Annotated in this window: 16 protein-coding genes; 12 read left to right on the forward strand and 4 right to left on the reverse strand. The window is 71.4% G+C overall.

All coding sequences use genetic code 11. The features are described 5' to 3' along the window. Positions 1-60 precede the first annotated feature (60 nt). Entirely contained in the window at positions 61-2,025 is a 1,965-nt protein-coding gene (locus ABZS37_RS06400; RefSeq protein WP_355166118.1) for a multicopper oxidase, read from the reverse strand. A 130-nt stretch (positions 2,026-2,155) separates the two neighbouring features. Between ABZS37_RS06400 and ABZS37_RS06405 the strand changes: the two genes are divergently transcribed. After that, on the forward strand, positions 2,156-2,515 hold the full coding sequence (locus tag ABZS37_RS06405; RefSeq protein WP_355166120.1) for a YciI family protein: 360 nt from the start codon (positions 2,156-2,158) through the stop codon (positions 2,513-2,515). Between the two features lie 26 nt (positions 2,516-2,541). On the opposite strand, the gene ABZS37_RS06410 is transcribed toward ABZS37_RS06405, so the two are convergent. Next, the gene (locus ABZS37_RS06410; RefSeq protein WP_355166122.1) at positions 2,542-2,925 is read right to left on the reverse strand and encodes a cytidine deaminase; all 384 of its coding nucleotides are present in this window, start codon (positions 2,923-2,925) and stop codon (positions 2,542-2,544) included. 121 nt (positions 2,926-3,046) lie between these two features. Between ABZS37_RS06410 and hrpA the strand changes: the two genes are divergently transcribed. Further along, positions 3,047-7,117: an ATP-dependent RNA helicase HrpA gene (gene hrpA, locus ABZS37_RS06415; RefSeq protein ID WP_355166124.1), complete on the forward strand. Its 4,071-nt coding sequence runs from the start codon at positions 3,047-3,049 to the stop codon at positions 7,115-7,117. A 225-nt stretch (positions 7,118-7,342) separates the two neighbouring features. Here the strand turns inward: hrpA and ABZS37_RS06420 are convergent, their stop codons facing one another. Further along, positions 7,343-8,275 carry a LysR family transcriptional regulator gene (locus tag ABZS37_RS06420; protein ID WP_355166126.1) on the reverse strand — a complete coding sequence of 311 codons (933 nt, stop codon included), beginning with the start codon at positions 8,273-8,275 and terminating at the stop codon, positions 7,343-7,345. 35 nt (positions 8,276-8,310) lie between these two features. Here ABZS37_RS06420 and ABZS37_RS06425 point away from each other — a divergent pair, with 35 nt between their 5' ends. From ABZS37_RS06425 to ABZS37_RS06455, 7 genes are all read left to right on the forward strand, one after another. After that, the gene (locus tag ABZS37_RS06425) at positions 8,311-9,042 is read left to right on the forward strand and encodes a succinate dehydrogenase cytochrome b subunit (protein WP_355166128.1); all 732 of its coding nucleotides are present in this window, start codon (positions 8,311-8,313) and stop codon (positions 9,040-9,042) included. A 1-nt stretch (position 9,043) separates the two neighbouring features. Next, positions 9,044-10,981, forward strand: a complete 1,938-nt coding sequence (locus ABZS37_RS06430; protein WP_355166130.1) for a fumarate reductase/succinate dehydrogenase flavoprotein subunit — start codon at positions 9,044-9,046, stop codon at positions 10,979-10,981. Then, complete coding sequence (locus ABZS37_RS06435) at positions 10,978-11,742, forward strand: succinate dehydrogenase/fumarate reductase iron-sulfur subunit (protein WP_355166132.1); 765 nt, start codon at positions 10,978-10,980, stop codon at positions 11,740-11,742. The genes ABZS37_RS06430 and ABZS37_RS06435 overlap by 4 nt, the downstream gene beginning before the upstream one ends. A gap of 297 nt (positions 11,743-12,039) precedes the next feature. Next, positions 12,040-13,857, forward strand: coding sequence for a cellulose binding domain-containing protein (locus ABZS37_RS06440; protein ID WP_355166134.1), 1,818 nt, complete (start codon positions 12,040-12,042; stop codon positions 13,855-13,857). A 183-nt stretch (positions 13,858-14,040) separates the two neighbouring features. Further along, on the forward strand, positions 14,041-15,225 hold the full coding sequence (locus tag ABZS37_RS06445) for a zinc-dependent alcohol dehydrogenase (protein ID WP_355166136.1): 1,185 nt from the start codon (positions 14,041-14,043) through the stop codon (positions 15,223-15,225). 226 nt (positions 15,226-15,451) lie between these two features. Further along, positions 15,452-16,450: a serine hydrolase gene (locus tag ABZS37_RS06450; RefSeq protein WP_355166138.1), complete on the forward strand. Its 999-nt coding sequence runs from the start codon at positions 15,452-15,454 to the stop codon at positions 16,448-16,450. 161 nt (positions 16,451-16,611) lie between these two features. Beyond that, on the forward strand, positions 16,612-17,706 hold the full coding sequence (locus ABZS37_RS06455) for an MBL fold metallo-hydrolase (RefSeq protein ID WP_355166522.1): 1,095 nt from the start codon (positions 16,612-16,614) through the stop codon (positions 17,704-17,706). 13 nt (positions 17,707-17,719) lie between these two features. On the opposite strand, the gene dgt is transcribed toward ABZS37_RS06455, so the two are convergent. Beyond that, positions 17,720-19,231: a dGTP triphosphohydrolase gene (gene dgt / locus ABZS37_RS06460; RefSeq protein ID WP_355166140.1), complete on the reverse strand. Its 1,512-nt coding sequence runs from the start codon at positions 19,229-19,231 to the stop codon at positions 17,720-17,722. Between the two features lie 124 nt (positions 19,232-19,355). On the opposite strand from dgt, the gene ABZS37_RS06465 reads away from it, so the two are divergent. The 3 genes from ABZS37_RS06465 (at position 19,356) to ABZS37_RS06475 (ending at position 23,573) form a co-directional block, all read left to right on the forward strand. Continuing rightward, positions 19,356-21,842, forward strand: coding sequence for a Tex family protein (locus ABZS37_RS06465; protein WP_355166142.1), 2,487 nt, complete (start codon positions 19,356-19,358; stop codon positions 21,840-21,842). A 355-nt stretch (positions 21,843-22,197) separates the two neighbouring features. After that, complete coding sequence (locus ABZS37_RS06470) at positions 22,198-23,082, forward strand: aminoglycoside phosphotransferase family protein (protein ID WP_355166524.1); 885 nt, start codon at positions 22,198-22,200, stop codon at positions 23,080-23,082. A 23-nt stretch (positions 23,083-23,105) separates the two neighbouring features. Next, positions 23,106-23,573: a hypothetical protein gene (locus ABZS37_RS06475; RefSeq protein WP_355166144.1), complete on the forward strand. Its 468-nt coding sequence runs from the start codon at positions 23,106-23,108 to the stop codon at positions 23,571-23,573. Positions 23,574-23,960 lie beyond the last annotated feature (387 nt).

The raw sequence follows: 23,960 nt of genomic DNA on the forward strand, positions 1-23,960 counted from the left end.
GAATCTCCTGCACGATCGGGCTTAGGTTCGCCTTACCTTAGCCGACCTGCGGAAAGTGGCCTAACAGGCGTCGGTCGATGCCGTCCCGGGTTCCGGGGGCACGCTCGACGAGCCACCGTCCCCGGTCTCCGCGCCACCGCGCGGCAGCACGTTCAGCGGCCGCATCATCTCGTTGTCCTCGTGCTCCAACAGGTGACAGTGCCAGCTGTAGCGACCCGGCAGGTCGAAGCGCGCCTTGATCCGGGTCACCTCCCACGGGTACGCGAGCACCGTGTCCATCCACCCCCGCTCCCCCGGGTCAGGCTGCACCCTGCCCGAATGCCCTCGGCCGAGCAGCTCGAACTGGACCTGGTGCAGGTGGACCGGATGCACGTGCCGGGTGAAGTTGCGCACCTCCCACACCTCGGTGGCGCCGAGGGTGGGCTGCTCGGTCGCCGGATCGCTCCAGCGCAACGGCAGACCCCGGCCACGCTCGTCGAGGGTGCCGAGGAGCATGGCCATCGAGCCCGACCCGCCGGACATCCGCTCGTTGAGCGACAACCGGCGTACCCGCTGGGCCGTTCCGAGCCGCGGGTGTGTCGGCAGCCGCAGCTGCTCCGGCGGCACGCTGGTGTCCACGCCGGTCGCGTCAGTGACCACGAAGCGCAACACCTGCCCGGTGGTCCGCGGGTCAGCCGGCGCGAAGTCCACCCCCGGCCGGCCGCCGCCGTACATCCCGTCGGGCCCCTCGTTGACGAGGTACAGCTCGGTGCCTTCCGGCACGTCGGTGAAATCGACGATCGCATCGACCCGCTGGGCGGGGCCGAGTACCACGCGTTCGTGCGGCACCGGCTCGGGCAGGAAGCCGCCGTCGCTGCCGATCTGCCAGACCGGCAGCACCGGGCGGGCCGGCCGCGCGGTGGCGTTGGCGACCACGCTGAGCAGCAGGAACCGGCTGTTGCAGCCGTTGAGCAGCCGGAACCGGTAACGCCGGCGCTGCACCGTCAGCGTGGGCCAGGTGCGGCCGTTGACCACCATGGTGGAGCCGGAGAAGCCGGGCACCCAGGTCGGTGGCCCGTCGCCGCTGCCGGAGTACCGCTCCGGGTAGCGCAGCTCGCCGTCCGCGGTGAAGCTGCGGTCCTGGATCATCAGCGGGATGTCGTGGTACGAGGCGTTCGGCGGATCATCGCGGGTCGGCGTCGGGCCGGGCAGCACCCCGTCCGGCAGGTCGTCCCCACCGCCGAGCAGGTAGAACCCGGCCGGTCCGGCGTAGACGTTCTCCCGGGTGAGCCCCAGCGCGTGGTCGTGATACCAGAGGGTGCAGGGCCGCTGGTCGTTGGCGTACTCGAAGGTCGCCGAACCCGCCGCCCAGCGCAGGCCGGAACGCTCGGCGAAGCGGGACCGGAACTCGTGGTACGCGCTGCCGGTCACCGCGAAGTCGGGCGGTAGGTCACGGGCCGCCGGCAGGTACCACGCCTCGGCGTGTCCATCGCTCTCCTGCGTGCTGTGCCCACCGTGCAGATGCACCACCTGGGGCACCGGCCCGCGATACCCCTGCGGGCTGCCGTCCCAGCGCCCATGGTGGTCCCGGTGCTCGAGGCCACCGGCCGGGTTGGCCCAGTGCAGGGTGGGGTCCACCGGCAGCAGGTGCGGCAGGTAGTCGCCCCGGCCGTCGACGAGTTGGTTGAGCCAGGTCACTCGCACGGGGCGGTTCACCCGCGCCACGATGCTGGGTGCCGGGTAGCCGAAGCTGCCGGGGTGGGCGGTGGAGCCGTATCCCCACACAGTGGTGCGCGGCCACGACGCCGGCAGGATCTGCTGGCGGAACTGTCGTACCGCGATCACGTACGTGTCCCGCTCCGGACCGGTCGCCACCGGTGGCATGGCCGGTGGGATCCGCAGCGGCGCGACGTACTTCGGAATGTCACCGGCGTCCAGTGGTGCCGCTGCGGCGAGCGCCCGGCCCGACGCCGTCCAGCCCACCGGGGCCAGAACCGCGGCGCCACCAGCGGCACCGGCGGCGAGCAGCCGTCGTCTGCTGACCATGGCGCACCTCCCCATCGCTCTCCGACCTTCAATAAGAGAATGGGATTCGCGGACGGGAACAAGTGGGACAGAAGGCGGATCACACCCATAAGAGGGACATAGTGATTCGGGCGCGCCATAGGGTGTGGACATGCGATTCGACCAGCACACGGTCGCCCTCCTGGTCCGACCGTCGGATCCGCCGGAGCTGCCGCAGGACGCGATCGACCGCTTGCAGGACGCGCACCTGGCCCACCAGGCAGGGCTCGTCGAGCAGGGACTGGTGCTCGCGACCGGGCCGTTCCTGCACGCCGACGACGACCGTCTGCGGGGGTTCGTCGTCCTCTCCATCGCCCCGGACGAGGTCCGCGCGCTCTACGCCAACGATCCGGCCGTGCGGGCCGGGCGCCTGGCCGTGCGGGTGATGAGCTGGCTGGTCCCGGAGGGCAACGTGCGGTTCGAGGGCGTGCCGGTCCCCCGGTCGATGCTGGAGGCGGCGGCCGGCGACTGACCGGCCGGGCCGACGGGCCGATCCGGTCAGCCGGCCGCGGGGCTCGGGGGAGGTTCGCTGATCGGGACCACCCGCAGGGCGTCCATCTCGCCGACGATCACCCGCAGTGACGGGAAATAGTCCCGCAGCACCTGCCCGCACCGGTCACACGGCGGGACGACCTCGCGTCCCCGGTCGGCGACCGTGACGATCGTCTCAAGGCCGGTCACGCCCTGCGTCGCGGCCGTGCCGATCACGACCAGTTCTGCGCAGGACCCCCCGGAGACGTGGTGGACGTTCACGCCCGTGAAGACCCGCCCGTCGGCGGTCCGGGCGGCCGACGCGACGGTGTGGTGCTGGCTGCGGCACCGCAGTTTGGAAACCGCCGTGGCGGCCTGCACCAACGCCCGGTCGGTGTCCCGCAGCTCCATCCCGGCCCCCAGCTCTCGACGTCGACCGCCAACTCTAGGTCCCGTGCGTGGCCGTCGAAGGACCGGCCGCGCGGTAACCCGGGGGCGGTACGCCGCCGGGCTGCCTATCCTTGGGCACGACATGCAGAATCCAACCGCCTCCGTCGCGACCGATCCGGTTCGCGAGCTGCACCGCCGCCTCTCCCCTCTGATGTTCCGCGACCAGCGCCGGCTCCAGCGGCGGCTGGACGGTGCCCGCAAGCTGCGCGACCCGCAGCGCCGGGAGGCGGCGCTGGCCGAGATCACCGCCGACCTGGTCCGGGCCGAGCAGCGGATCGCGGTCCGGCAGGCAGCCGTACCCGTGATCACGTACCCGGCGGGGTTGCCCGTCAGCGAGCGCAAGGACGACATCGCCGCCGCCATCCGCGATCACCAGGTGGTGATCGTGGCCGGCGAGACCGGCTCCGGTAAGACCACCCAGATCCCCAAGATCTGCCTGGAGCTGGGGCGCGGGGTGCACGGGTTGATCGGGCACACCCAGCCCCGACGGTTGGCCGCCCGTACGGTGGCCGACCGGATCGCCGACGAGCTGGGCACCGAGTTGGGCGACGTGGTCGGCTACAAGGTGCGCTTCACCGATCAGGTCAGCGAGCGCAGCCTGGTCAAGCTGATGACCGACGGCATCCTGCTGGCCGAGTTGCAGACCGACCGGATGCTGCGCCAGTACGACACGTTGATCATCGATGAGGCGCACGAGCGCAGCCTCAACATCGACTTCATCCTCGGGTACCTGCGGGAGCTGCTGCCCCGACGACCCGACCTCAAGGTGATCATCACCTCGGCGACCATCGAGACCGACCGGTTCGCCCGGCACTTCGCCGGGCCACCCACCGCCGACGAGCCGGAGGGCGTACCGGCGCCGGTGGTGGAGGTCTCGGGTCGCACCTACCCGGTGGAGGTGCGCTACCGGCCACTCGTCGAGCTGGCCGAGGGCGAGGAGGACGGCGACGGCGACGAGGAGACCGTCCGCGACCAGATCCAGGCGATCGGCGACGCCGTCGAGGAGCTGGCCGCCGAGGGCCCGGGCGACATCCTGGTCTTCCTCAGCGGCGAACGGGAGATCCGGGACACCGCCGACGCGCTGGGCAAGCTGGTGCAGAAGAAACGGTCGCTGCTCGGCACCGAGATCCTGCCGCTGTACGCGCGGCTCTCCAGCGCCGAGCAGCACCGGGTCTTCGCCGCGCACTCCTCGCGCCGGGTGGTGCTGGCCACCAACGTGGCCGAGACCTCGCTGACCGTGCCCGGCATCAAGTACGTGGTGGACCCGGGCACCGCCCGGATCTCCCGCTACTCCAGTCGGCTCAAGGTGCAGCGACTGCCGATCGAGCCGATCTCGCAGGCCTCGGCCAACCAGCGCAAGGGGCGCTGCGGCCGTACCTCGGACGGCATCTGCATCCGACTCTACGACGAGCAGGACTTCGGATCCCGCCCCGAGTTCACCGACCCGGAGGTCCTCCGTACCAACCTGGCGTCGGTCATCCTCCAGATGACCGCGATCGGGCTCGGCGACCTCGCCGCGTTCCCCTTCATCGACCCGCCGGACCAGCGCAACATCACCGACGGCGTCAACCTGCTGCACGAGTTGGGCGCGCTGGACCCGACCGAGGCCGACCCGGCCAAGCGGCTCACCGCGCTGGGCCGGCGGCTGGCCCAGCTACCGGTCGACCCGCGTCTGGCCCGGATGGTGGTCGAGGGCGAGCGCAACGGCTGCGCCACCGAGGTGCTGGTGATCGCCGCCGCGCTCTCCATCCAGGACCCCCGGGAGCGGCCGGCGGAGAAGCAGGCCCAGGCCGACCAGGCGCACGCCCGGTTCGCCGACAAGGAGTCGGACTTCGTCGCCTTCCTCAACCTCTGGCGCTACCTGCGCGAGCAGCAGCGGGAGCTGTCCTCCAGCGCGTTCCGGCGGATGTGCAAGGCGGAGTACCTGAACTACCTGCGGGTCCGCGAGTGGCAGGACATCGTCGGCCAACTGCGCCAGGTGCTGCGTACCCCGCAGGAGGGTGACCGGCGCGGCGGGCGGCCGGCGCGGGACACCTCCGACGACGCGGACGCTGGCCGGGCCGCGAGCCGCCGTGGCGGCGCGGATCTGCCGGAGGAGATCGACACCCCGAAGGTGCACCAGTCGCTGCTGCCCGGCCTGCTGTCGCACATCGGCCTGAAGGACGCCCAGAAACACGAGTACCTGGGTGCGCGGGGCGCGAAGTTCGCGCTCTTCCCCGGCTCGGCGTTGTTCAAGAAGCCGCCGCGCTGGGTGATGGCCGCCGAGTTGGTGGAGACCTCCCGGCTCTGGGGCCGCATCGCCGGCCGGGTAGAGCCGGAGTGGGTCGAGCCGCTCGCACAACACCTGGTCAAGCGCAGCTACAGCGAGCCGCACTGGGAGAAGAAGCAGGCCGCGGTGATGGCCTACGAGAAGGTCACCCTGTACGGCGTCCCGCTGGTCACCTCCCGCAAGGTCAACTTTGGGCGGATCGACCCGGCGCTGAGCCGGGAGTTGTTCATCCGCCATGCCCTCGTCGAGGGCGACTGGCAGACCCACCACCAGTTCTGGGCGGACAACAAGCGGCTGCTCGCCGAAATCGAGGAGCTGGAGAGCCGGGCCCGACGCCGGGACATCCTGGTCGACGACGAGACCATCTTCGGCTTCTACGATCAGCGGATCCCCGCCGACGTGTCCTCCGGCCGGCACTTCGACAGCTGGTGGAAGACGACCCGCCGGGAACGGCCCGACCTGCTCACCTTCACCCGTGACGTGTTGGTCAACGACGGCCGGCCGGGGGTGGACGAGGACGACTACCCGGACGAGTGGCAGACCCAGGGGGTGACTCTGCCACTGACGTACCGGTTCGAGCCGGGTACGCCGACCGACGGTGTCACCGTGGACATCCCGCTGCCGCTGCTCAACCAGGTGCCGGCGGAGAGCTTCGACTGGCAGGTGCCGGGGCTGCGCGAGGAGACGGTGATCGCGCTGATCCGCTCACTGCCCAAGGCGATACGCCGCAACTTCGTCCCGGTGCCGGACTACGCCCGGGCCGCCCTCGCGGCGATCACCCCCGGCGAGGAGCCGCTGCTGGACGCGCTCACCCGGCAGCTGCGCCGGATGACCGGGGTCACCGTGCCCCGTGACGCCTGGGAACCGGGCAAGCTCCCGGCACACCTGCGGGTCACCTTCCGGGTGCTCGACGACGAGGACAAGCCGGTCGCCGAGGGCAAGGACCTGCCGGCCCTGCAACGTCAGCTCCGCCAGGAGGTACGCCAGGTGGTGGCGGCCGCCGCACCGGAGGTCGCCCGGACGGGCCTCCATGAGTGGAGCATCGGCGATCTTCCTCGCACCATCGAGCAGGTCCGCGCCGGTTACGCGGTGACCGCGTACCCGGCGCTGGTCGACGAGGGTGCCACGGTCGGGGTGCGGGTGTTCGACTCCCCCGCCGAGGCCGAGGCCGCGCACTGGGCCGGCACCCGCCGGCTGTTGCGGCTCACCGTGCCGTCCCCGGCGCGGTTCCTTCAGGGACGGCTGAACAACGAGGCGAAGCTGGCGCTGAGCCGCAACCCGCACGGCGGTGTGCAGGAGCTGATCGAGGACGCGGCGGGCGCGGCCATCGACCGGCTGATCGGCGACGCCGGCGGGCCCGCCTGGGACGCCGACGGCTTCGCGGCGCTGCGCGAGAAGGTCCGCGCCGACCTGGTCGACACCGTGGTCGAGGTGATGGACCGGGTCCGCAAGGTCCTCGCCGCCGCGTACGCCGTGGAGCAGCGGCTCGGCGCCACCCGCAACCTCGCCGTCGTGGCCGCGCTGGCCGACATCCGCAGCCAGCTCGCCGGGCTGGTGCACGCCGGTTTCATCACCGAGGCCGGGTACGCCCGGCTGCCCGACCTGTTGCGCTACCTGACCGCCATCGAGCGCCGGCTGGACCGGCTGGGCGGCAACCCGCAGCGGGACCGCCAGCAGCAGGACCGGGTCGCGGCGGTGCAGAAGGAGTACGCCGACCTGCTCGCCGCGCTGCCACCGGCACGCCGCAACTCCGCGCCGGTCCGCCAGATCCGCTGGATGATCGAGGAGTTACGAGTAAATGTCTTCGCCCAGGCCCTAGGCACCCCGTACCCCGTGTCCGAGCAGCGCATCTACCGCGCCATGGACGAAGCCGAAGGCCGCTAGCCCGCCAAGGCCGCTAGCCCGCGAAGGCCCCTAGCCGCCGAAGGCCGCTAGCCCGCCAAGGCCGCTAGCCCGCGAAGGCCCCTAGCCCGCGAAGGCCCCTAGCCCGCGTCGATCTAGGGCAGATCGTCGTTATTGGAGATCGAGTAGCAACGATCTGCCCTAGATCGACGCGCGCAACAGGCGGGCAGGCGGGCGGGCGGGCGGGCGGGCAGGCGGGCGGTGCGGTCAGGGTATGGGGTCGACGCCGGGCGGGAGGTCGGCGGTGGCGATCGCGGCGTGCACGTAGTCGAGCAGGATCCGTCGTAGCTCCCGGCCGGCGTGGGTCGGCACGATGTCGCGCCGGCGGGCCACCGCGATGGTCCGCCGCACCCCGGGCGGGGCCAGCGGGGTGATTCGCACCCCCGGCCGCCGGGCCAGCACGATGCCCGGCACCAGCGCGATGCCGAGCCCCGCCTCGACGAAGCTGAGCACCGCGTCCATCTCGCCGCCGTCCACCGCGAAGGTCGGCTCGAAGCCCGCCTCCCGACACGCCTGGATGGTGGCGTCGCGCAGGTCGTATCCCTCCCGGAACATCACCATCGGCTGGTCGCGGAGGTCGGTGATGTGCACCTCCCCGGTCATCGACGCGGTCGGCACCTCGCCCACCGAGGCCACCACCAGGCTTTCCCGCAGGATCGGGTCGACGCGCAGCCCGGGGTCGGCGCCCTGGGCCGGCATGATGATCAGAGCCAGGTCGAGATCGCCGCGGAGCAGGTCGCGCACCAGATCCTGGGACCCGCCCTCCTCGACCTTGAGGTCGACGGTGGGGTGCGCGTCGCGGAACCGGCGCAGCACCGGCGGGGCGAGCGAGGTGGCCAGGCTCGGGGTGGCGCCGAGCCGGACCCGACCGCGGCGCAGCCCGACCAGCTCCTGCACCTCACGGGTCGCGGTCTCCACGTCGGCGAGGATCCGGGTGGCCAACGGCAGCAGCACCTCACCCGCCGCGGTGAGGGCGATGTTGCCCCTTACCCGCTCGAAGAGCGGTGCACCGAGGTCGGTCTCCAAGGCGTGAATTTGCTTACTGAGAGATGGCTGAGTTATGCCGACGAGGTCGGCCGCCTGGGTGAAATGTCGTACTTCGGCCACCGCAACGAAGTACCGGAGCTGATGGAGCTGCATCTACATAGCCTACGGCTATCAACACTACGAGTTTGATGCATTGGACGACTGATCGAAGTGCTCCTAGCGTCGGTCATGTGGTAATCACGAAAACTCGGTCGCCCATCCGCTCGAACGTCGGCCTCAAGGCCGTCATGGCGGTGACGGGCATCCTGCTGGCGCTGTTCCTGATCGCGCACATGCTCGGAAACCTGAAGGTGTTCACGGGCGAAACCTCGTTCGACCACTACGCGCACTGGCTGCGCGACATCGGAAAGCCGCTGCTGCCCGGCGTCTGGTTCCTGTGGATCCTGCGCACCGTGCTGGTGGTGGCGGTCGTCGCCCACATCGTGGCAGCGACCGTGCTGGCCCGGCGTGCCCGCGCGGCCCGACCGGTCAAGTACGCCCACCGCAAGAAGGTCAACGGCAGCTACGCGGCCCGCACGATGCGCTGGGGTGGAGTGATCATCCTGCTCTTCGTGATCTACCACCTCCTGGACCTGACCACCGGCACGCTGAACCCGGTCGGCGACGCCAGCAAGCCGTACGGCAACGTCGTCGCCGACTTCGCACCGGAGCGCTGGTACGTCACGCTCTTCTACACGCTCGCCATCCTCGCGGTGGGCTTCCACCTGCGGCACGGCGCGTTCAGCGCGTTCCGCAGCCTCGGCCAGCAGACGCCGCGCGGCGAGCGCAGGGCACGCACCGCGGCGCTGATCTTCGCCGTGCTGCTCTGCGCCGGGTACCTGGTGGTCCCGTTCGCCGTACTCACCGGATTGGTGTCCTGACATGGAACTCTTCACCGAGGGCGACCCGATCGCCGACACCAAGGCTCCCGCCGGCCCGGTCGAGAAGCGCTGGGAGACCCGCCGTTTCGAGGCCAAGCTGGTCAACCCCGCCAACCGCCGCAAGATGACCGTGATCGTGGTCGGCACCGGCCTGGCCGGCGGCTCGGCCGCGGCAACCCTGGCCGAGCAGGGCTACCACGTCAGGTCCTACTGCTACCAGGACAGCCCGCGCCGGGCGCACTCCATCGCGGCACAGGGCGGCATCAACGCGGCGAAGAACTACCGCAACGACGGCGACTCCGTACACCGGCTGTTCTACGACACCGTCAAGGGCGGCGACTTCCGCTCCCGCGAGTCGAACGTGCACCGTCTTGCCGAGGTCTCGGTCAACATCATCGACCAGTGTGTCGCCCAGGGTGTGCCGTTCGCCCGCGAGTACGGCGGCCTGCTGGACACCCGCTCCTTCGGCGGCGCCCAGGTGCAACGCACCTTCTACGCCCGGGGCCAGACGGGTCAGCAACTGCTGCTCGGCGCGTACCAGGCCCTGGAACGGCAGATCGGCCTGGGCAACGTGGAGATGAACACCCGGCACGAGATGCTGGAGCTGGTCCTCGTGGACGGCAAGGCCCGGGGCATCGTCGTCCGGGACATGGTCACCGGCGAGATCAGCACCGAGATGGCCGACGCCGTGGTGCTCGCCTCCGGCGGCTACGGCAACGTCTTCTACCTCTCCACCAACGCCAAGGGCTGCAACGTCACCGCCACCTGGCGGGCGCACCGCAAGGGCGCGTACTTCGCCAACCCGTGCTACACGCAGATCCACCCGACCTGCATCCCGGTCTCCGGCGACCACCAGTCGAAGCTGACCCTGATGAGCGAGTCGCTGCGCAACGACGGCCGGGTCTGGGTGCCGAAGACCAAGGGCGACGACCGCAGCCCCCGGGACATTGGAGAGGACGAGCGGGACTACTACCTGGAGCGGATCTACCCCTCCTTCGGCAACCTGGTCCCCCGGGACATCGCCTCCCGCGCCGCGAAGAACGTCTGCGACGAGGGTCGGGGCGTCGGGCCGACGAAGCTCGGGGTCTACCTGGACTTCGCCGACGCGATCGGCCGGCTGGGCCGCAAGGCCATCGAGGCCAAGTACGGCAACCTCTTCGAGATGTACGAGCGGATCACCGGCGAGGACCCGTACGAGGTGCCGATGCGGATCTACCCCGCCGTGCACTACACGATGGGCGGCCTGTGGGTCGACTACGACCTCCAGTCGAACATCCCCGGCCTGTTCGTGATCGGTGAGGCGAACTTCTCCGACCACGGCGCGAACCGGCTCGGCGCCTCGGCGCTCATGCAGGGCCTCGCCGACGGCTACTTCGTGCTGCCCACCACCATCGCCAACTACCTGGCCTTGGGCCCGTTGGAGAAGGTCGACGCCAGCCACCCGGCGGCGGTCGAGGCGCGTACCGACGTCGAGGACCGCGTCCAGCGGCTGCTCGCGATCAACGGCGACCGGACCGTGGACTCGTTCCACCGGGAGCTGGGCCAGATCATGTGGGAGCACTGCGGCATGGAGCGCAGCGAGGCCGGGCTGCGCAAGGCGATCGACGAGATCCGTGCCCTGCGCGAGGCGTTCTGGCAGCGGGTCAAGGTGTCCGGCAGCGGCGAGGAACTCAACCAGTCGCTGGAGAAGGCCGGCCGGGTTGCCGACTTCTTCGAACTGGCCGAGCTGATGTGCATCGACGCCCTGCACCGCGAGGAGTCCTGCGGCGGCCACTTCCGGGCCGAGCACCAGACCCCCGACGGTGAGGCGCAGCGCGACGACGACCGGTTCGCGTATGTGGCGGCCTGGGAGTTCGCCGCCGACGGCGAGCCCTCGGTGCTGCACAAGGAAGACCTGAAGTTCGAGTACGTCCACCCCACGCAGCGGAGCTACAAGTGAACCTGACCCTGCGCATCTGGCGCCAGAAGGGCACTGAGGACAAGGGTCGGATGGTGACCTACCCGGTCGAGGACGTCTCCCCGGACATGTCGTTCCTGGAGATGCTCGACGTGCTCAACGAGCGGCTGATCCTCGCTGGCGAGGACCCGGTGGCGTTCGACCACGACTGCCGCGAGGGCATCTGCGGCATGTGCGGCCTGATGATCAACGGTGACGCGCACGGGCCGCAACGCGGCACCACGGCGTGTCAGCTGCACATGCGGCAGTTCAAGGACGGCGAGACGATCGACATCGAGCCGTGGCGGGCCAGCGCCTTCCCGGTCATCAAGGACCTGGTGGTCAACCGGAGCGCCTTCGACAAGATCATCGCTGCCGGTGGATACGTCACCGCGCCGACCGGCAGCGCGCCCGAGGCACACTCCACCCCGGTGGCCAAGGCCAACGCGGACGCCGCCTTCGAGTCGGCGGCCTGCATCGGCTGTGGCGCGTGCGTGGCGGCCTGCCCCAACGGCTCCGGCATGCTCTTCACCGCCGCCAAGCTCACCCAGCTCTCGCTGCTGCCGCAGGGCCAGCCGGAGCGGTACACCCGGGTGATCGGCATGGTCGACGCGCACGACGAGGCCGGCTTCGGCGGCTGCACCAACGCGGGTGAGTGCACCCCGGCCTGCCCGAAGGGCATCCCTCTGAACACCATCGGCCGACTCAACCGCGACTACCTCACGGCCACCGCGAAGGGCACCGGCAACACCCCCGGTTCCTGATCCGGCGGCGGTCCACCCGCCACGACCAATCGCCGAGACCGCCGTACCCCTTGCTCGGGGTACGGCGGTCTCGGCGTTGCGGGAGCCGGTTCGGGTCGCCGCCCTTGGGAGCGCTTCCAGAAATCGTCGCGGATCGATTGACGAATCGAAATGTTATCGATAACACTGGCGGCATCCTGCCTTCCGGCGCGCGGGCCACCGTCCGCCCGGCCGTCCGCCGACGGGCAGGCGCCCACCACCCAGCGTGTGCTCCGGCAGAGGTCGCGGCACCGCGCGCACGGGAAGGCACCCACCACCATGCCCCGTATCCCCAGACGCTGGCTCGCCGCCGCGGCGGTGCCACTGATCTGCGCCGGCACCGCCGTCGTGCTCCACCAACCCCAGGCGTACGCCGCCACGACCGTCACCATCGACGGCGCGACCAGTTACCAGCCGATCGACGGCTTCGGCATCTCGGAGGCGTTCGGCCGGACCAGCGTCATCCGGTCCATGTCCACGACCAACCAGCAGCAGGTGCTCGATCTGCTGTTCAGCCGCAGCACCGGCGCCGGCCTGAGCATCCTGCGCAACGGGATCAGCTCGACCAGCAGCTCCATCCAGCCGACCAACCCGGGCGGCCCGAACGCGACACCGCGCTACGTCTGGAACGGCGACGACGACGGCCAGGTGTGGCTGTCCAAGAAGGCCCAGGAGTACGGCGTGAACCGCTTCTACGCCAACGCGTGGAGCGCCCCGGGCTACATGAAGACCAACGGCGACGAGGCCAACGGCGGCACGCTGTGCGGCCTGCAGGGCGCCTCCTGCGGCAGCGGCGACTGGCGCCGGGCGTACGCGAACTACCTGATCCAGTACACGAAGTACTACGCCCAGGAGGGCATCCCGATCACCGACCTGGGGTTCACCAACGAGCCCAACTACACCACCGACTACTCGTCGATGCGGTTCACCGCGGCCCAGGCCGCCGAGTTCACCAGAATCATCGGGCCACTGGCCGACGCGGCCGGCCTGAAGCTCGCCTGCTGCGACCCGGTGGGCTGGAACGACCAACGCTCCTACGCCTCGGCGATCATGGCCGACTCGGAGGCGAACCGCTGGGTCACCACCCACACCGGGCACCACTACAGCAGCGCGCCCACCTCACCGCTCTCCGTCGGCGGGAAGCGCACGTGGATGTCCGAGTGGTCCCCGGGCGGCAGCTCAAGCTCGTGGAACACCAACTGGGACGACGGCAGCGGGATCGACGGGTTCACCGTCGCGAACTCCCTGCACACCGCCCTGACCGCGGGCAACGTCAACGGATACGTCTACTGGTACGGGGTGTCCACCAACAACACCCGGGCGTTCATCCAGGGCAACGGCAGCAACTACAACGTGTCCAAGCGGTTCTGGGCGATGGCCGGGTACAGCCGCTACATCCGCCCCGGCGCCACCCGGATCGGCGCCAGCTCCCCCGACAGCAATCTGCGGCTGTCCGCGTACCGCAACACCGACGGCTCGGTGGTGGTCGTCGCACTCAACGCTGGCAGCAGCGCGCAGTCCACGGCATTCAGCCTGCGCAACAGCGTGACGAACGGGACCGCCACCGGATACCTGACCAACAACTCCAACGGCATGACCCCACAGGCGGCCCTCGGGATCAGCAACGGCGCGTTCAACGCCACCGTGCCGGCCCGGTCGATGGTGACCTACCGGATCGCCGGCGGCACCACGCCGCCCCCGACGACTCCGCCCCCGACCACACCGCCGCCGACCACACCGCCCCCGACCACGCCACCGCCCACCACACCGCCCCCGACCACGCCGCCGCCGAGCGGGAGCGGGTGCTCCGCCACCTACCAGGTCACCAACAGCTGGCAGGGCGGCTTCCAGGCCGACGTCAGCGTGACCAACAACGGGTCCACCACGACCAACGGCTGGCGGGTGAGCTGGACGCTGCCCAGCGGCCAGAGCATCAGCCAGGTCTGGAACGGCACCCTGACCACCAGCGGCAGCACGGCCACCGTGACCAACGCGAGCTACAACGGCTCACTCGCACCCGGCGCGCGCACCAGCTTCGGGTTCATCGCTAACGGCTCACCCGGTTCCCCACCAACGCTGAGCTGCACCAGCACCTGATCCACCGGAGGGAGCGACCGTTCCCGGCGCAGGGATCAAGCCCTGACCGCCCGACGCCGGGGACGGTCGCCCCCAACCCGAACCGCCACCACCGACAGGCCCAAAGACGACGGCGGAGCACAGCCGGTTCAACTCCCCTGCCCCGGGTAGCAATCAGGCAGCGACCGAGGGAGGAAGACGGACATGAAGGCGTTGACCTGGCAGGGCAAGCGGGACGTACGGGTCGAGGAGGTACCGGACCCCCGGATCGAGGAACCGACCGACGCGATCGTCAAGATCACGTCGACCGCGATCTGCGGCTCCGACCTGCACCTGTACGAGGTGCTCGGGCCGTACCTGAAGCCCGGTGACATCCTGGGCCACGAGCCCATGGGCATCGTCGAGGAGGTCGGGTCGGCGGTGACCGGGCTCAAGCCCGGCGACCGCGTGGTGGTGCCGTTCAACATCTCCTGCGGCAGCTGCTGGATGTGTCAGCGTCAGCTCTACGCGCAGTGCGAGACCACCCAGGTGACCAGCGAGGGCAAGGGCGCCTCGTTGTTCGGCTACACCTCGCTCTACGGCTCGGTGCCCGGCGGCCAGGCCGAGTACCTGCGGGTCCCGCAGGCCCACTTCGGCCCGATCGTCATCCCGCAGACCGGTGCCGACGAGCGCTACCTCTACCTCTCCGACATCCTGCCCACCGCCTGGCAGGCGGTGAAGTACGCGGACACCCCGGCCGGTGGCACCCTGGCGGTGTTCGGGCTGGGCCCGGTCGGGCAGCTCTGCGCCCGGATCGGCCGGCACCTCGGCGCCGGGCGGGTGATCGGGCTGGACCTGGTGCCCGAGCGGCTGGAGCTGGCCCGTCGGCACGGCATCGAGGTGCTCGACGTCCGCGAACTGTCCGACGTGCCGGGCGCGCTGATCGACCTGGTCGACGGGCGCGGCCCGGACGCGGTGATCGACGCGGTCGGGATGGAGGCGCACGGTTCGCCGGTGGGCAAGCTGGCCCACGCCGCCGCCGGGCTGCTGCCGGACAAGCTGGCCCAGACGATGACCGACCGGGTCGGCATGGACCGGCTCGCCGTCCTGCACGCCGCGGTCAAGGCGGTCCGCCGCGGTGGCACCGTGTCGATCTCCGGCGTATACGGCGGCGAGGCGGACCCGATGCCGCTGATGGAGATGTTCGACCGGGGCATTCAACTGCAGATGGGGCAGTGCCACGTGCGCCGGTGGACCGACGAGATCCTGCCGCTGCTCGCCCGCGACGACGACCCGCTGGGCGTGGAGGACCTGCGTACCCACCGGCTGCCGCTGGCCCGGGCGCCGCAGGCGTACGACATGTTCCAGAAGAAGGAGGACGGCTGCATCAAGGTCGTGCTCGAACCGTGAGTCGGGTCGTGGTGATCGCCGGCGCGACCAGCGGAATCGGCCGGGCGGCACCGAGCCGGGCGCGCTGGACGCGCTCGCGGGCGCGGCGTCGGCGCGGTGGGCGCCGTGCTGCGCCGACGGCTCGGGTGAGCGGTCGGGGGGCACCGTGAATCGATCAACTCGCCTAGGGTGGTGGGCCGGCGAGCGCTCCGGCGCCCCACGACGGGAGAGACGATTGACTATCCGGTTGAACCGCAGGACCGCACTCGGGCTCGGCACGGTGGCCACGGCCGGCACAGTGCTCGGCGTCGCTGCCCCGGCGAGCGCCGCCGAGGGCACCGAGGCCGCCCCGACCACACCCGCCCGGGCCGCTCGCCGGGTCGCCGCCGTCTACACCCGGCACAGCACCGAGGCCGGCGGCAACTGGCAGGCGTACGTCAGCGTCGCCGACCCGGCCGGCTCGCCGGTCGTCGCGGTGACGGCCGACGCGGACCGGCGGATCGAGGCGTACAGCGTCAACAAGATCGCGGTCGCCACGGCGGTGCTCGACAAGGTCGACCGAGGGCTGCTCGCCCTGGACCAGCAGGTCGAGGTGAGCGCGGCGATCGTCGTACCGGGCGGTGACGGCATCTTCAGCCTGGACGGCGCGTACCCGAGCAGTGTGACCCTCGGGCACGTGCTGGCCAACCTGCTGACCGTCTCGGACGACACGGCAGTGCGGCTGTGCGGGCTGGTCGCCCCGGCTGCCGAGATCAACTCCATCCTGGTCGCCAAGGGCTTCCCGAACACCCAGGTCCAGCCGGTGGCCAACCCGAACCGGTTCTTCCTCGGCACCAGCACTCCCCGGGAGACACACGACCTGCTGCGCGCCCTGGTCGCCGGCACCCTGCTCTCCCCCGCCTCGACGGCGCACCTGCTGGGCCTGCTGCGCTCGCCGGTGGCGTTCACCGACGGCATCCGGCGCACCATGTCCTCCGACGAGCGGGCCCGGATCGCCACCAAGGCGGGCTGGTACGCCGACGCCCGGCACGAGGCTGGGGTGATCTTCGACCGCTCCGGCGCCGCGGTGCTCACCTACGCGCTCTTCGCCGACGGGCAGGCCGACCCGGACGACTTCGGCGCCACCCACCCGGCGGTGCAGGCCCGGGCCGCCATGGGCCCCAAGTTCCTGGCCGCGGTGGACCGGATCGCGGGCGCCGGCACGGCGTACCGGATGACCGCCCGGCGCCCCAGCAACGGCGGCTGAGCCAGGTCCCGGGTCGGTCGCCGCTGCCGGCGGCCGACCCGGCGCGACGACCGCCGAGGCGCGAGCCGGCCCGGGTGACTACCGTGTAGGGCGGACACGTCGGAGGGACGGCAATGGCACCAGCGCAGAGCACGGACGTCGAACGGTCGCTCGGGCGGCGGATGAGGGGCGCGGCCGGGCTGGCCGCGCTGGCTGGCCTGGCCTGGGTTGCCCGGGATGTGCCGGCGGCGCTCGGTGGCCGGCTCAGCGGGGCCCGGGCCGAACGGGCGGCCCGCTCACCCCAGTTCCGCGACGGCACCTTCCACAACCAGGCCGGCACCCGCACGATGGTCGCCGAGCCGGGCCGCAACCTGCTCCGCGAGCTGATCTTCGGCAAGCAGAAGCGGCGCCCGACCGCGGCCGTGCCGCTGCTGCGGCCCAGCGCACCGGAGACCGCCGACACCACCGACGAGCTCAACATCGTCTGGTACGGCCACGCCTCGACCCTGATCGAGATCGAAGGCCGGCGAGTCCTGCTCGACCCGGTGTGGAGCGACCGGTGCTCCCCCTCCGGCCGGGTCGGCCCCCGCCGGCTGCACGAGCCGCCGGTACGCCTGGACGAGCTGCCCCCGCTGGACGCGATCCTGATCTCGCACGACCACTACGACCACCTGGACATGGCGACCGTTCAGGCGCTGCTCGCCGGGCAGTCCGCGCCGTTCCTGGTGCCGCTCGGAGTGGGCGCGCACCTGGACCGCTGGGGCGTGCCGGCCGAGCGGATCATCGAGCTGGACTGGTCCGAGTCACACCAGGTCGCCGGGTTGGAGATCACCGCCACCGCCGCCCAGCACTTCTCCGGCCGGGGGCTGCGCCGCGACGGCACGCTCTGGAGCTCGTGGGTGGTGGCCGGAGCCCGTCGCAAGGTCTTCTACACCGGCGACTCCGGTTACTTCGACGGGTACGCGGCGATCGGCGCCGAGCACGGGCCGTTCGACGTGACGCTGATGCAGATCGGCGCGTACGACCGGGCCTGGCCGACCATCCACATGTTCCCCGAGGAGGCGGTCGACGCCCACCTCGACCTGCGCGGCGGGCTGTTCGTCCCGGTGCACTGGGCGACGTTCAACCTGGCCCTGCACGACTGGTCCGAGCCGGTGAACCGGCTGTGGTCCGAGGCGAAGGCCCGTGACGTCCGGCTGGCCGTGCCCCGCCCCGGTGAGCGCGTGGTGGTCGACGACCCGCCCGCCGTCGACGGCTGGTGGCAGGCCATCGCCTGACGGGTTGGGCCGCTCAGAGCACGAACGCGTCGGTCCAGAGCGCTCCGGATCGGCCGGAGAGCGCGTCCAGCATGGCCACCGCCTGGCCGTCGGTGAGCTGCGCGACAAAGTCCACGATTGCCCGCCCCCGGGCCCGACCGATCCGGTCCGGGGTACGCGGATGCAGCTCCGCCTCCGCCAACTCGACCAGGTCGTGCAGCCGGCGTGGCAGCCGGGACTCCTCCTCCGGGTCGAGCAACCACTCCCAGAGCGCCTCGACCAGGGTGCCCAGCAGCCGGGCCTGGCCACGCTGGTGCAGGGCGAGATCCGGCCGGGCCAGCACGAACCGGTGGTGGACGAACTTCAGCACCTGCACCTCGTGCCACTGCGCGCAGCCCAGCAGCACGTACCCGGAACGCACCGACGGCTGGTCGGTCACCGTGATCGCCTCGACGAAGCGGGTCGACCAGCGGGCGGAGAACCGGGCCACGTACTGCTCGGCCTCGATCGAGCCGTCGAACGGCATCGCCAGCAGCCCGTCGACCAACTCCTCGCGGACGTGTTCGACGGCGGCGGCGAACGCGTCGTCGTCGGCGATCCAGGCGTCCTTGCGGTGCAGTTGCCGACGTAGCCGCTCGATCGCCGCCCCGGGTCGCCGTGCCGCCGTGGCCAGCGCCGCGTCGGTGATCGCCCGGAAGTGCCCGCTCTCCCGCTGCCAGGCCATCAGCTCCGCGGAGACCGAGCCCTGCTGGAGCACACCGACCCGGTAGAAGTCCTCCACGTCGTGGATGGCGTACGCGATGTCGTCGGCGGTGTCCATCACGGACGCCTCCACGGTCTGCTGCCAGTCCGGGATGCGGCCGGTGAACGGCTCCCGGGCCTGGCGCAGGTCGTCGAGCTCGGTCCGGTACGCGCCGAACTTCGACGAACCGCTCTCCGGGTCGTCCGGCGGCGCGGTGGCTCCGCGCGGCGGTGGATCCATCGTGCGCGGGTGCGGGTCGGGATAGTCGAGCCGGGTCCACGGGTACTTCAGCATCGCCGCGCGGACCGCGGCGGTCAGGTCCAACCCGGTGGTGGCCGCGCCGCGGATCTCGGTGCTGGTGACGATCCGGTACGACTGGGCGTTGCCCTCGAAACCGTCGGCGAGGCCGAGGCGCTGGCGGGCCAGCCGGTCCAGCACCCGCTCCCCCAGGTGCCCGAACGGCGGGTGGCCGAGGTCGTGGGCGAGCGCCGCGGCCTCCACCACGTCCGGGTCGCAGCCGCCACGGCTGTCCAGCAGGTCCCGCCACCGCCCGTCGGCCGTCAGCCGCTCGGCGATCGCCCGGGCCACCTGGGCGACCTTCAGGCTGTGGGTGAGCCGGTTGTGCACCAGCAGGCCCGAACCGACCGGGCTGATCACCTGGGTGACACCGCCGAGGCGGGCGAAGAACGGCGAGCCGACGATCCGGTCCCGGTCGGCGCGGAACGGGTTGCCCGTCAGGTCGCCGAGGGCCCGGGCGCTGCCGCCGAAGAGCCGCCGGGCGCGCGGATCCGCAGCAGTTTCCATGATCGCCACGCTAGCGCAGGCCCGGCGGGACCGCCGCCGGTCGTCCCGGCCGGGCGCGGCGACAGCACCCCGGGCCGCCCGGCAGAATGCAGGCGGTACCCACTTTCGAAGGCGGATCGAGATCGTGACCCAGTCTGTTCATCAGCGGATCGCCGACGAGCTCGGCGTGGCCGAGCGTCAGGTGCGGGCGGCCGTGGACCTGCTCGACGGCGGCGCCACCGTGCCGTTCATCGCCCGTTACCGCAAGGAGGCCACCGGCCTGCTCGACGACACCCAGCTGCGCACCCTGGAGGAGCGGCTGCGCTACCTGCGGGAACTGGACGAGCGGCGGGCCGCGGTGCTGGAGTCGATCCGCGGCCAGGGCAAGTTGGACGAGGCCCTGGAAGCGCAGATCATGGCCGCCGACTCGAAGTCCCGGCTGGAGGACATCTACCTCCCGTACAAGCCGAAGCGGCGGACCCGGGCGCAGATCGCCCGCGAGGCCGGGTTGGCGCCGTTGGCCGAGACGCTGCTGGCCGACCCCACCCAGGACCCGAGGGCCACCGCCGCCGGGTTCGTCGATGAGGAGAAGGGCGTCGCCGACGCCGCCGCCGCGCTGGAGGGCGCGCGGGCGATCCTCATCGAGACCTTCGCGGAGGACGCCGACCTGATCGGCACGCTGCGCGAGCAGATGTGGTCGCGGGGGCGTCTGGTTTCCCGGGTACGCGACGGTCAGGAGACCGCCGGCGCCAAGTTCGCCGACTACTTCGACTTCTCCGAGCCGTACCCGAAGCTGCCCTCGCACCGGATCCTGGCCATGTTCCGGGGCGAGAAGGAAGGCGTGCTCGACCTGACGATGGAGCCGGAGGAGGCTGGCGAGGCGGACGCCGTGCCGACCGGCCCGAGCCGGTACGAGGCGGCCATCGCCGGCCGGTTCGGGGTGTCCGGCGCGGGCCGCCCCGCTGACCGATGGCTGGCCGACACGGTCCGCTGGGCGTGGCGTACCCGGATCCTCATCCACCTCGGCGCGGACCTGCGGATGCGGCTGTGGCAGGCGGCCGAGGAGGAGGCGGTACGCGTCTTCGCGATGAACCTGCGTGACCTGCTGCTGGCCGCGCCGGCGGGCACCCGGCCCACGATGGGACTGGACCCGGGCCTGCGGACCGGCGTGAAGGTGGCCGTGGTGGACGCCACCGGCAAGGTGGTCGCCACCGACACCATCTACCCGCACGAGCCGCGCCGGCAGTGGGACGCGTCGGTCGAGACCCTCGCCCGGCTGGCCGGTGCGCACGGGGTGGAGCTGATCGCGATCGGCAACGGCACCGCCTCGCGGGAGACCGACAAACTGGCCGGCGACCTGATCAGTCGGCATCCGCAGCTCAACCTGACCAAGGTGGTGGTCTCCGAGGCCGGCGCGTCGGTCTACTCGGCCTCCGCGTACGCCTCGCAGGAGCTGCCCGGGATGGACGTGTCGCTGCGCGGCGCGGTCTCCATCGCCCGCCGCCTCCAGGACCCGCTCGCCGAGCTGGTCAAGATCGACCCGCGCTCGATCGGGGTCGGCCAGTACCAGCACGACCTGTCCGAGGTGAAACTGTCCCGATCACTGGACGCGGTCGTGGAGGACTGCGTCAACGCGGTCGGGGTGGACGTCAACACGGCCTCCGCGCCGCTGCTGACCCGGGTCTCCGGCATCGGCGCCGGGCTGGCCGAGAACATCGTGCTGCACCGGGACGCCAACGGGCCGTTCCGGTCGCGTACAGAACTGAAGAAGGTGGCCCGGCTCGGGCCCAAGGCGTTCGAGCAGTGCGCCGGCTTCCTGCGCATCCCCGACGGCAACGATCCGCTGGACTCCTCCAGCGTGCACCCCGAGGCGTACCCGGTGGTGCGCCGGATCCTCTCCAGCACCGGCCAGGACCTGCGCTCCGTGATCGGTAAGAGCGGAATCCTGCGCGGGCTGCGGGCCACCGACTTCGTCGACGACCGGTTCGGCCTCCCCACCGTCACCGACATCCTCGCCGAGCTGGAGAAGCCGGGCCGCGATCCCCGCCCCGAGTTCCGCACCGCCACCTTCGTCGAGGGGGTGGAGAAGATCGGTGACCTGACGCCCGGCATGGTGCTGGAGGGCGTGGTCACGAACGTGGCGGCGTTCGGCGCGTTCGTGGACGTCGGGGTGCACCAGGACGGTCTGGTGCACGTCTCGGCGATGTCCCGGACCTTCGTGAAGGACCCCCGCGAGGTGGTGAAGTCCGGTGACGTGGTCAAGGTCAGGGTGCTCGACGTGGACGTACCCCGTAAGCGCATCTCGCTGACCCTGCGCCTGGAGGACGACCCGGCCGCCGACGCCGGCCGTGGCGGCCGGACCAACCAGGAGGGTCGCGGCGGCCCGGCACAGGACGGTCAGGGTGGTCGCGGCGGTCCGGCCCAGGGCGGCCAGGGTGGTCGCGGTGGTTCGGGTGCTGGTGGTGGTTCGGGTGCTCGCGGTGGTCAGGGTGGACCTGACGGTCAGGGGGGTCGCGGTGGTTCGGGTGCTCGCGGCGCTCAAGGTGGTCGCGGCGGTCAGCAGCGGCCGGGTGCGTCGGCGCCCGCCAATGACGCGATGGCGGAGGCGCTGCGCCGCGCCGGACTGGCCTGACCGTCACCTGGCGCGATGAGGCGCCCGGGAGACCCGCATCGGCGGGCCTTCCGGGCGCCTCACGGTGTCCCGTCCATTTCGGTGGCCGCCTCGTCGAGTCCCAGACGGCGATTCCGTGTAGAACTTGGACAGTTTCCGTCAGCTGCTTACCCGGGCCCGCCCAGCTGACGGGAAGTGTCCAAGATTCACAATCGCCGGCCGCCCTCCTGGCCGGAGGTCGGCCGACCGGGCCGCCCAGGAGGCGAGACACCCGTGCGGGTGTGCCGGCGAGCAGCAGCGGCGGCAGCAGCGACAGCGGCGGCAGGAAACCGGCTCGCCTGGTGGCGGGGTTCCGGGTGATGATCGCGCGGTGAAGATGCATGCCGACCAGGTCGACCTCAGCGTGGACGTGGTCGCCACGCTGGTGGCCGAGCAGTTTCCCCAGTGGCGGGCGCTGCCGGTCCGGCCGCTCGCCTCGACCGGCACGGTGAACGCCCTGTTCCGGCTCGGTGCGGAGATCGTGCTGCGCTTTCCGCTGCTACCGACCGTCGATCCCGAACTGCGTGCCGAGCTGCGGCAGGAGCAGGAGCACGCTGGGCTGCTCGCCGCCCACCTGCCGGTCGCCGTGCCTGAACCGCTCGGCCTCGGCGGGCCGGGCGAGGGGTACCCAGGGCCGTGGGCGGCGTACCGCTTCATTCCCGGGGAGACCGCCCAGCTCGACCGGATCGGCGACGCGGTGACCTTCGCCCGCGACCTCGCCGGCGTTGTGACCGCATTGCGCGGCATCGACACCGGCGGTCGGGCCTGGTCCGGGTTCGGCCGGGGTGGCCCGCTGGCCACCGAGGACGCCGGAGTGCGGTCGGCCCTCGCCATCAGCGGCGACCTCACCGACACCGTGCGGCTCGCCGAGGTGTGGGACCACTGCCGGGACAGCCCCCGGTACGACGTCGCCGACGTGTGGATCCACGCGGACCTGATGCCGGGCAACCTGCTGGTCCGCGATGGTCGTCTGGTCGCTGTCATCGACCTGGGCACGGTCAACGTGGGCGATCCGGCGGTGGACCTGATGCCGGCGTGGAACCTGCTCGACACCGGGTCGCGGGAGACGTACCGGCGAGCGTTGAGCGTGGACGACGCGACGTGGGAGCGGGGGCGCGGCTGGGCCCTGGTGCAGGCGATCAACGCGCTGCCGTACTACGTCGAGACCAACCCGGTGATGGCCGGCATCGCCCGGCACACGCTGCGGGCCGTACTCGACTGAGCGGGTCGCGTACCGTCGGCGTCGTGGGTGAGCGGGACGGCCAGGAGTGGCGGGATCAGCAGCGGCAGGCGGTACGTGCGCACGCCGACGCCGACGCGCGGAGGCGGGCCGCCGAGCAGGCAGAGGCGGCGAAGCTGGTGGCCTGGTTCGTGGCCGAGGCGACCCGACGAGGGCTGCGCACCACCCGGCTGGTCGCCTGGGGTTACGGCGGGCGTTGGCGCTACCGGACCAGGCTGACCGGCTGGTACGTCGACCGGGCCAAGACCCGGGCGGTGGACGTGGCCGGCCAGTTCTACCTACTGACCGTGCGGGGCGGCCTGCGGGCCTGGCTGTTCGGCGTCGACCCGGAGCCCAGCCCGGCGCCGTTGGTCGTCGGGGCGGGTGGCCGCGACGGCGAGTCGATCCCGTTGCGGACGCTGCTCGGCCGACTGTTGGACGACGGCACCGGCGAGTCGGCCCCCTCCCCCGGGCCTGCCGCACCACGAGGGTGACCAGCCCGGCCAGGACGAACGCGCACAGGTTGATCACGAGCTGAAGAGCCGAGCCGCTCGCCTCGTCCCACACTTCGTAAGCGGCGGCTACTGCCACGTCCGACGCGGCCGGGACGGTAGTCACCGAGATCAGCGCCGAACCGGGCTGCCGGACTTCTTCGACGGCAACGAAAGCAGTTTCAGCTGCGTGCCGCACACCGAATACCGGGAACGGTCGTTTGTCCATAGTAGCGACCGCCTATGATTGATTCATCCCGGTATGACCGGTTCAACCCGAAGGTTCGAGTGGTGAATCTCGCACACATTCAAGAGAATCCTCGGTGGCCGGCAGGTCACACCTGGTCAGGGCCAGCACCCTCCGTCGCCCCGCACACCCGCCTCATCTCG

Source organism: Micromonospora sp. NPDC005413 (genome assembly GCF_040606435.1).
GTDB lineage: Bacteria > Actinomycetota > Actinomycetes > Mycobacteriales > Micromonosporaceae > Micromonospora.

Coding starts and splice junctions, on each gene's coding strand:
- ABZS37_RS06445 (WP_355166136.1), top strand. CDS start 14,041: ATGAAGGCGTTGACCTGGCAGGGCAAGCGGGACGTACGGGTCGAGGAG.
- ABZS37_RS06430 (WP_355166130.1), top strand. CDS start 9,044: ATGGAACTCTTCACCGAGGGCGACCCGATCGCCGACACCAAGGCTCCC.
- ABZS37_RS06410 (WP_355166122.1), bottom strand. CDS start 2,925: ATGGAGCTGCGGGACACCGACCGGGCGTTGGTGCAGGCCGCCACGGCG.
- ABZS37_RS06400 (WP_355166118.1), bottom strand. CDS start 2,025: ATGGTCAGCAGACGACGGCTGCTCGCCGCCGGTGCCGCTGGTGGCGCC.
- ABZS37_RS06470 (WP_355166524.1), top strand. CDS start 22,198: ATGCATGCCGACCAGGTCGACCTCAGCGTGGACGTGGTCGCCACGCTG.
- hrpA (WP_355166124.1), top strand. CDS start 3,047: ATGCAGAATCCAACCGCCTCCGTCGCGACCGATCCGGTTCGCGAGCTG.
- ABZS37_RS06455 (WP_355166522.1), top strand. CDS start 16,612: ATGAGGGGCGCGGCCGGGCTGGCCGCGCTGGCTGGCCTGGCCTGGGTT.
- dgt (WP_355166140.1), bottom strand. CDS start 19,231: ATGGAAACTGCTGCGGATCCGCGCGCCCGGCGGCTCTTCGGCGGCAGC.
- ABZS37_RS06440 (WP_355166134.1), top strand. CDS start 12,040: ATGCCCCGTATCCCCAGACGCTGGCTCGCCGCCGCGGCGGTGCCACTG.
- ABZS37_RS06425 (WP_355166128.1), top strand. CDS start 8,311: ATGCATTGGACGACTGATCGAAGTGCTCCTAGCGTCGGTCATGTGGTA.
- ABZS37_RS06405 (WP_355166120.1), top strand. CDS start 2,156: ATGCGATTCGACCAGCACACGGTCGCCCTCCTGGTCCGACCGTCGGAT.
- ABZS37_RS06420 (WP_355166126.1), bottom strand. CDS start 8,275: ATGCAGCTCCATCAGCTCCGGTACTTCGTTGCGGTGGCCGAAGTACGA.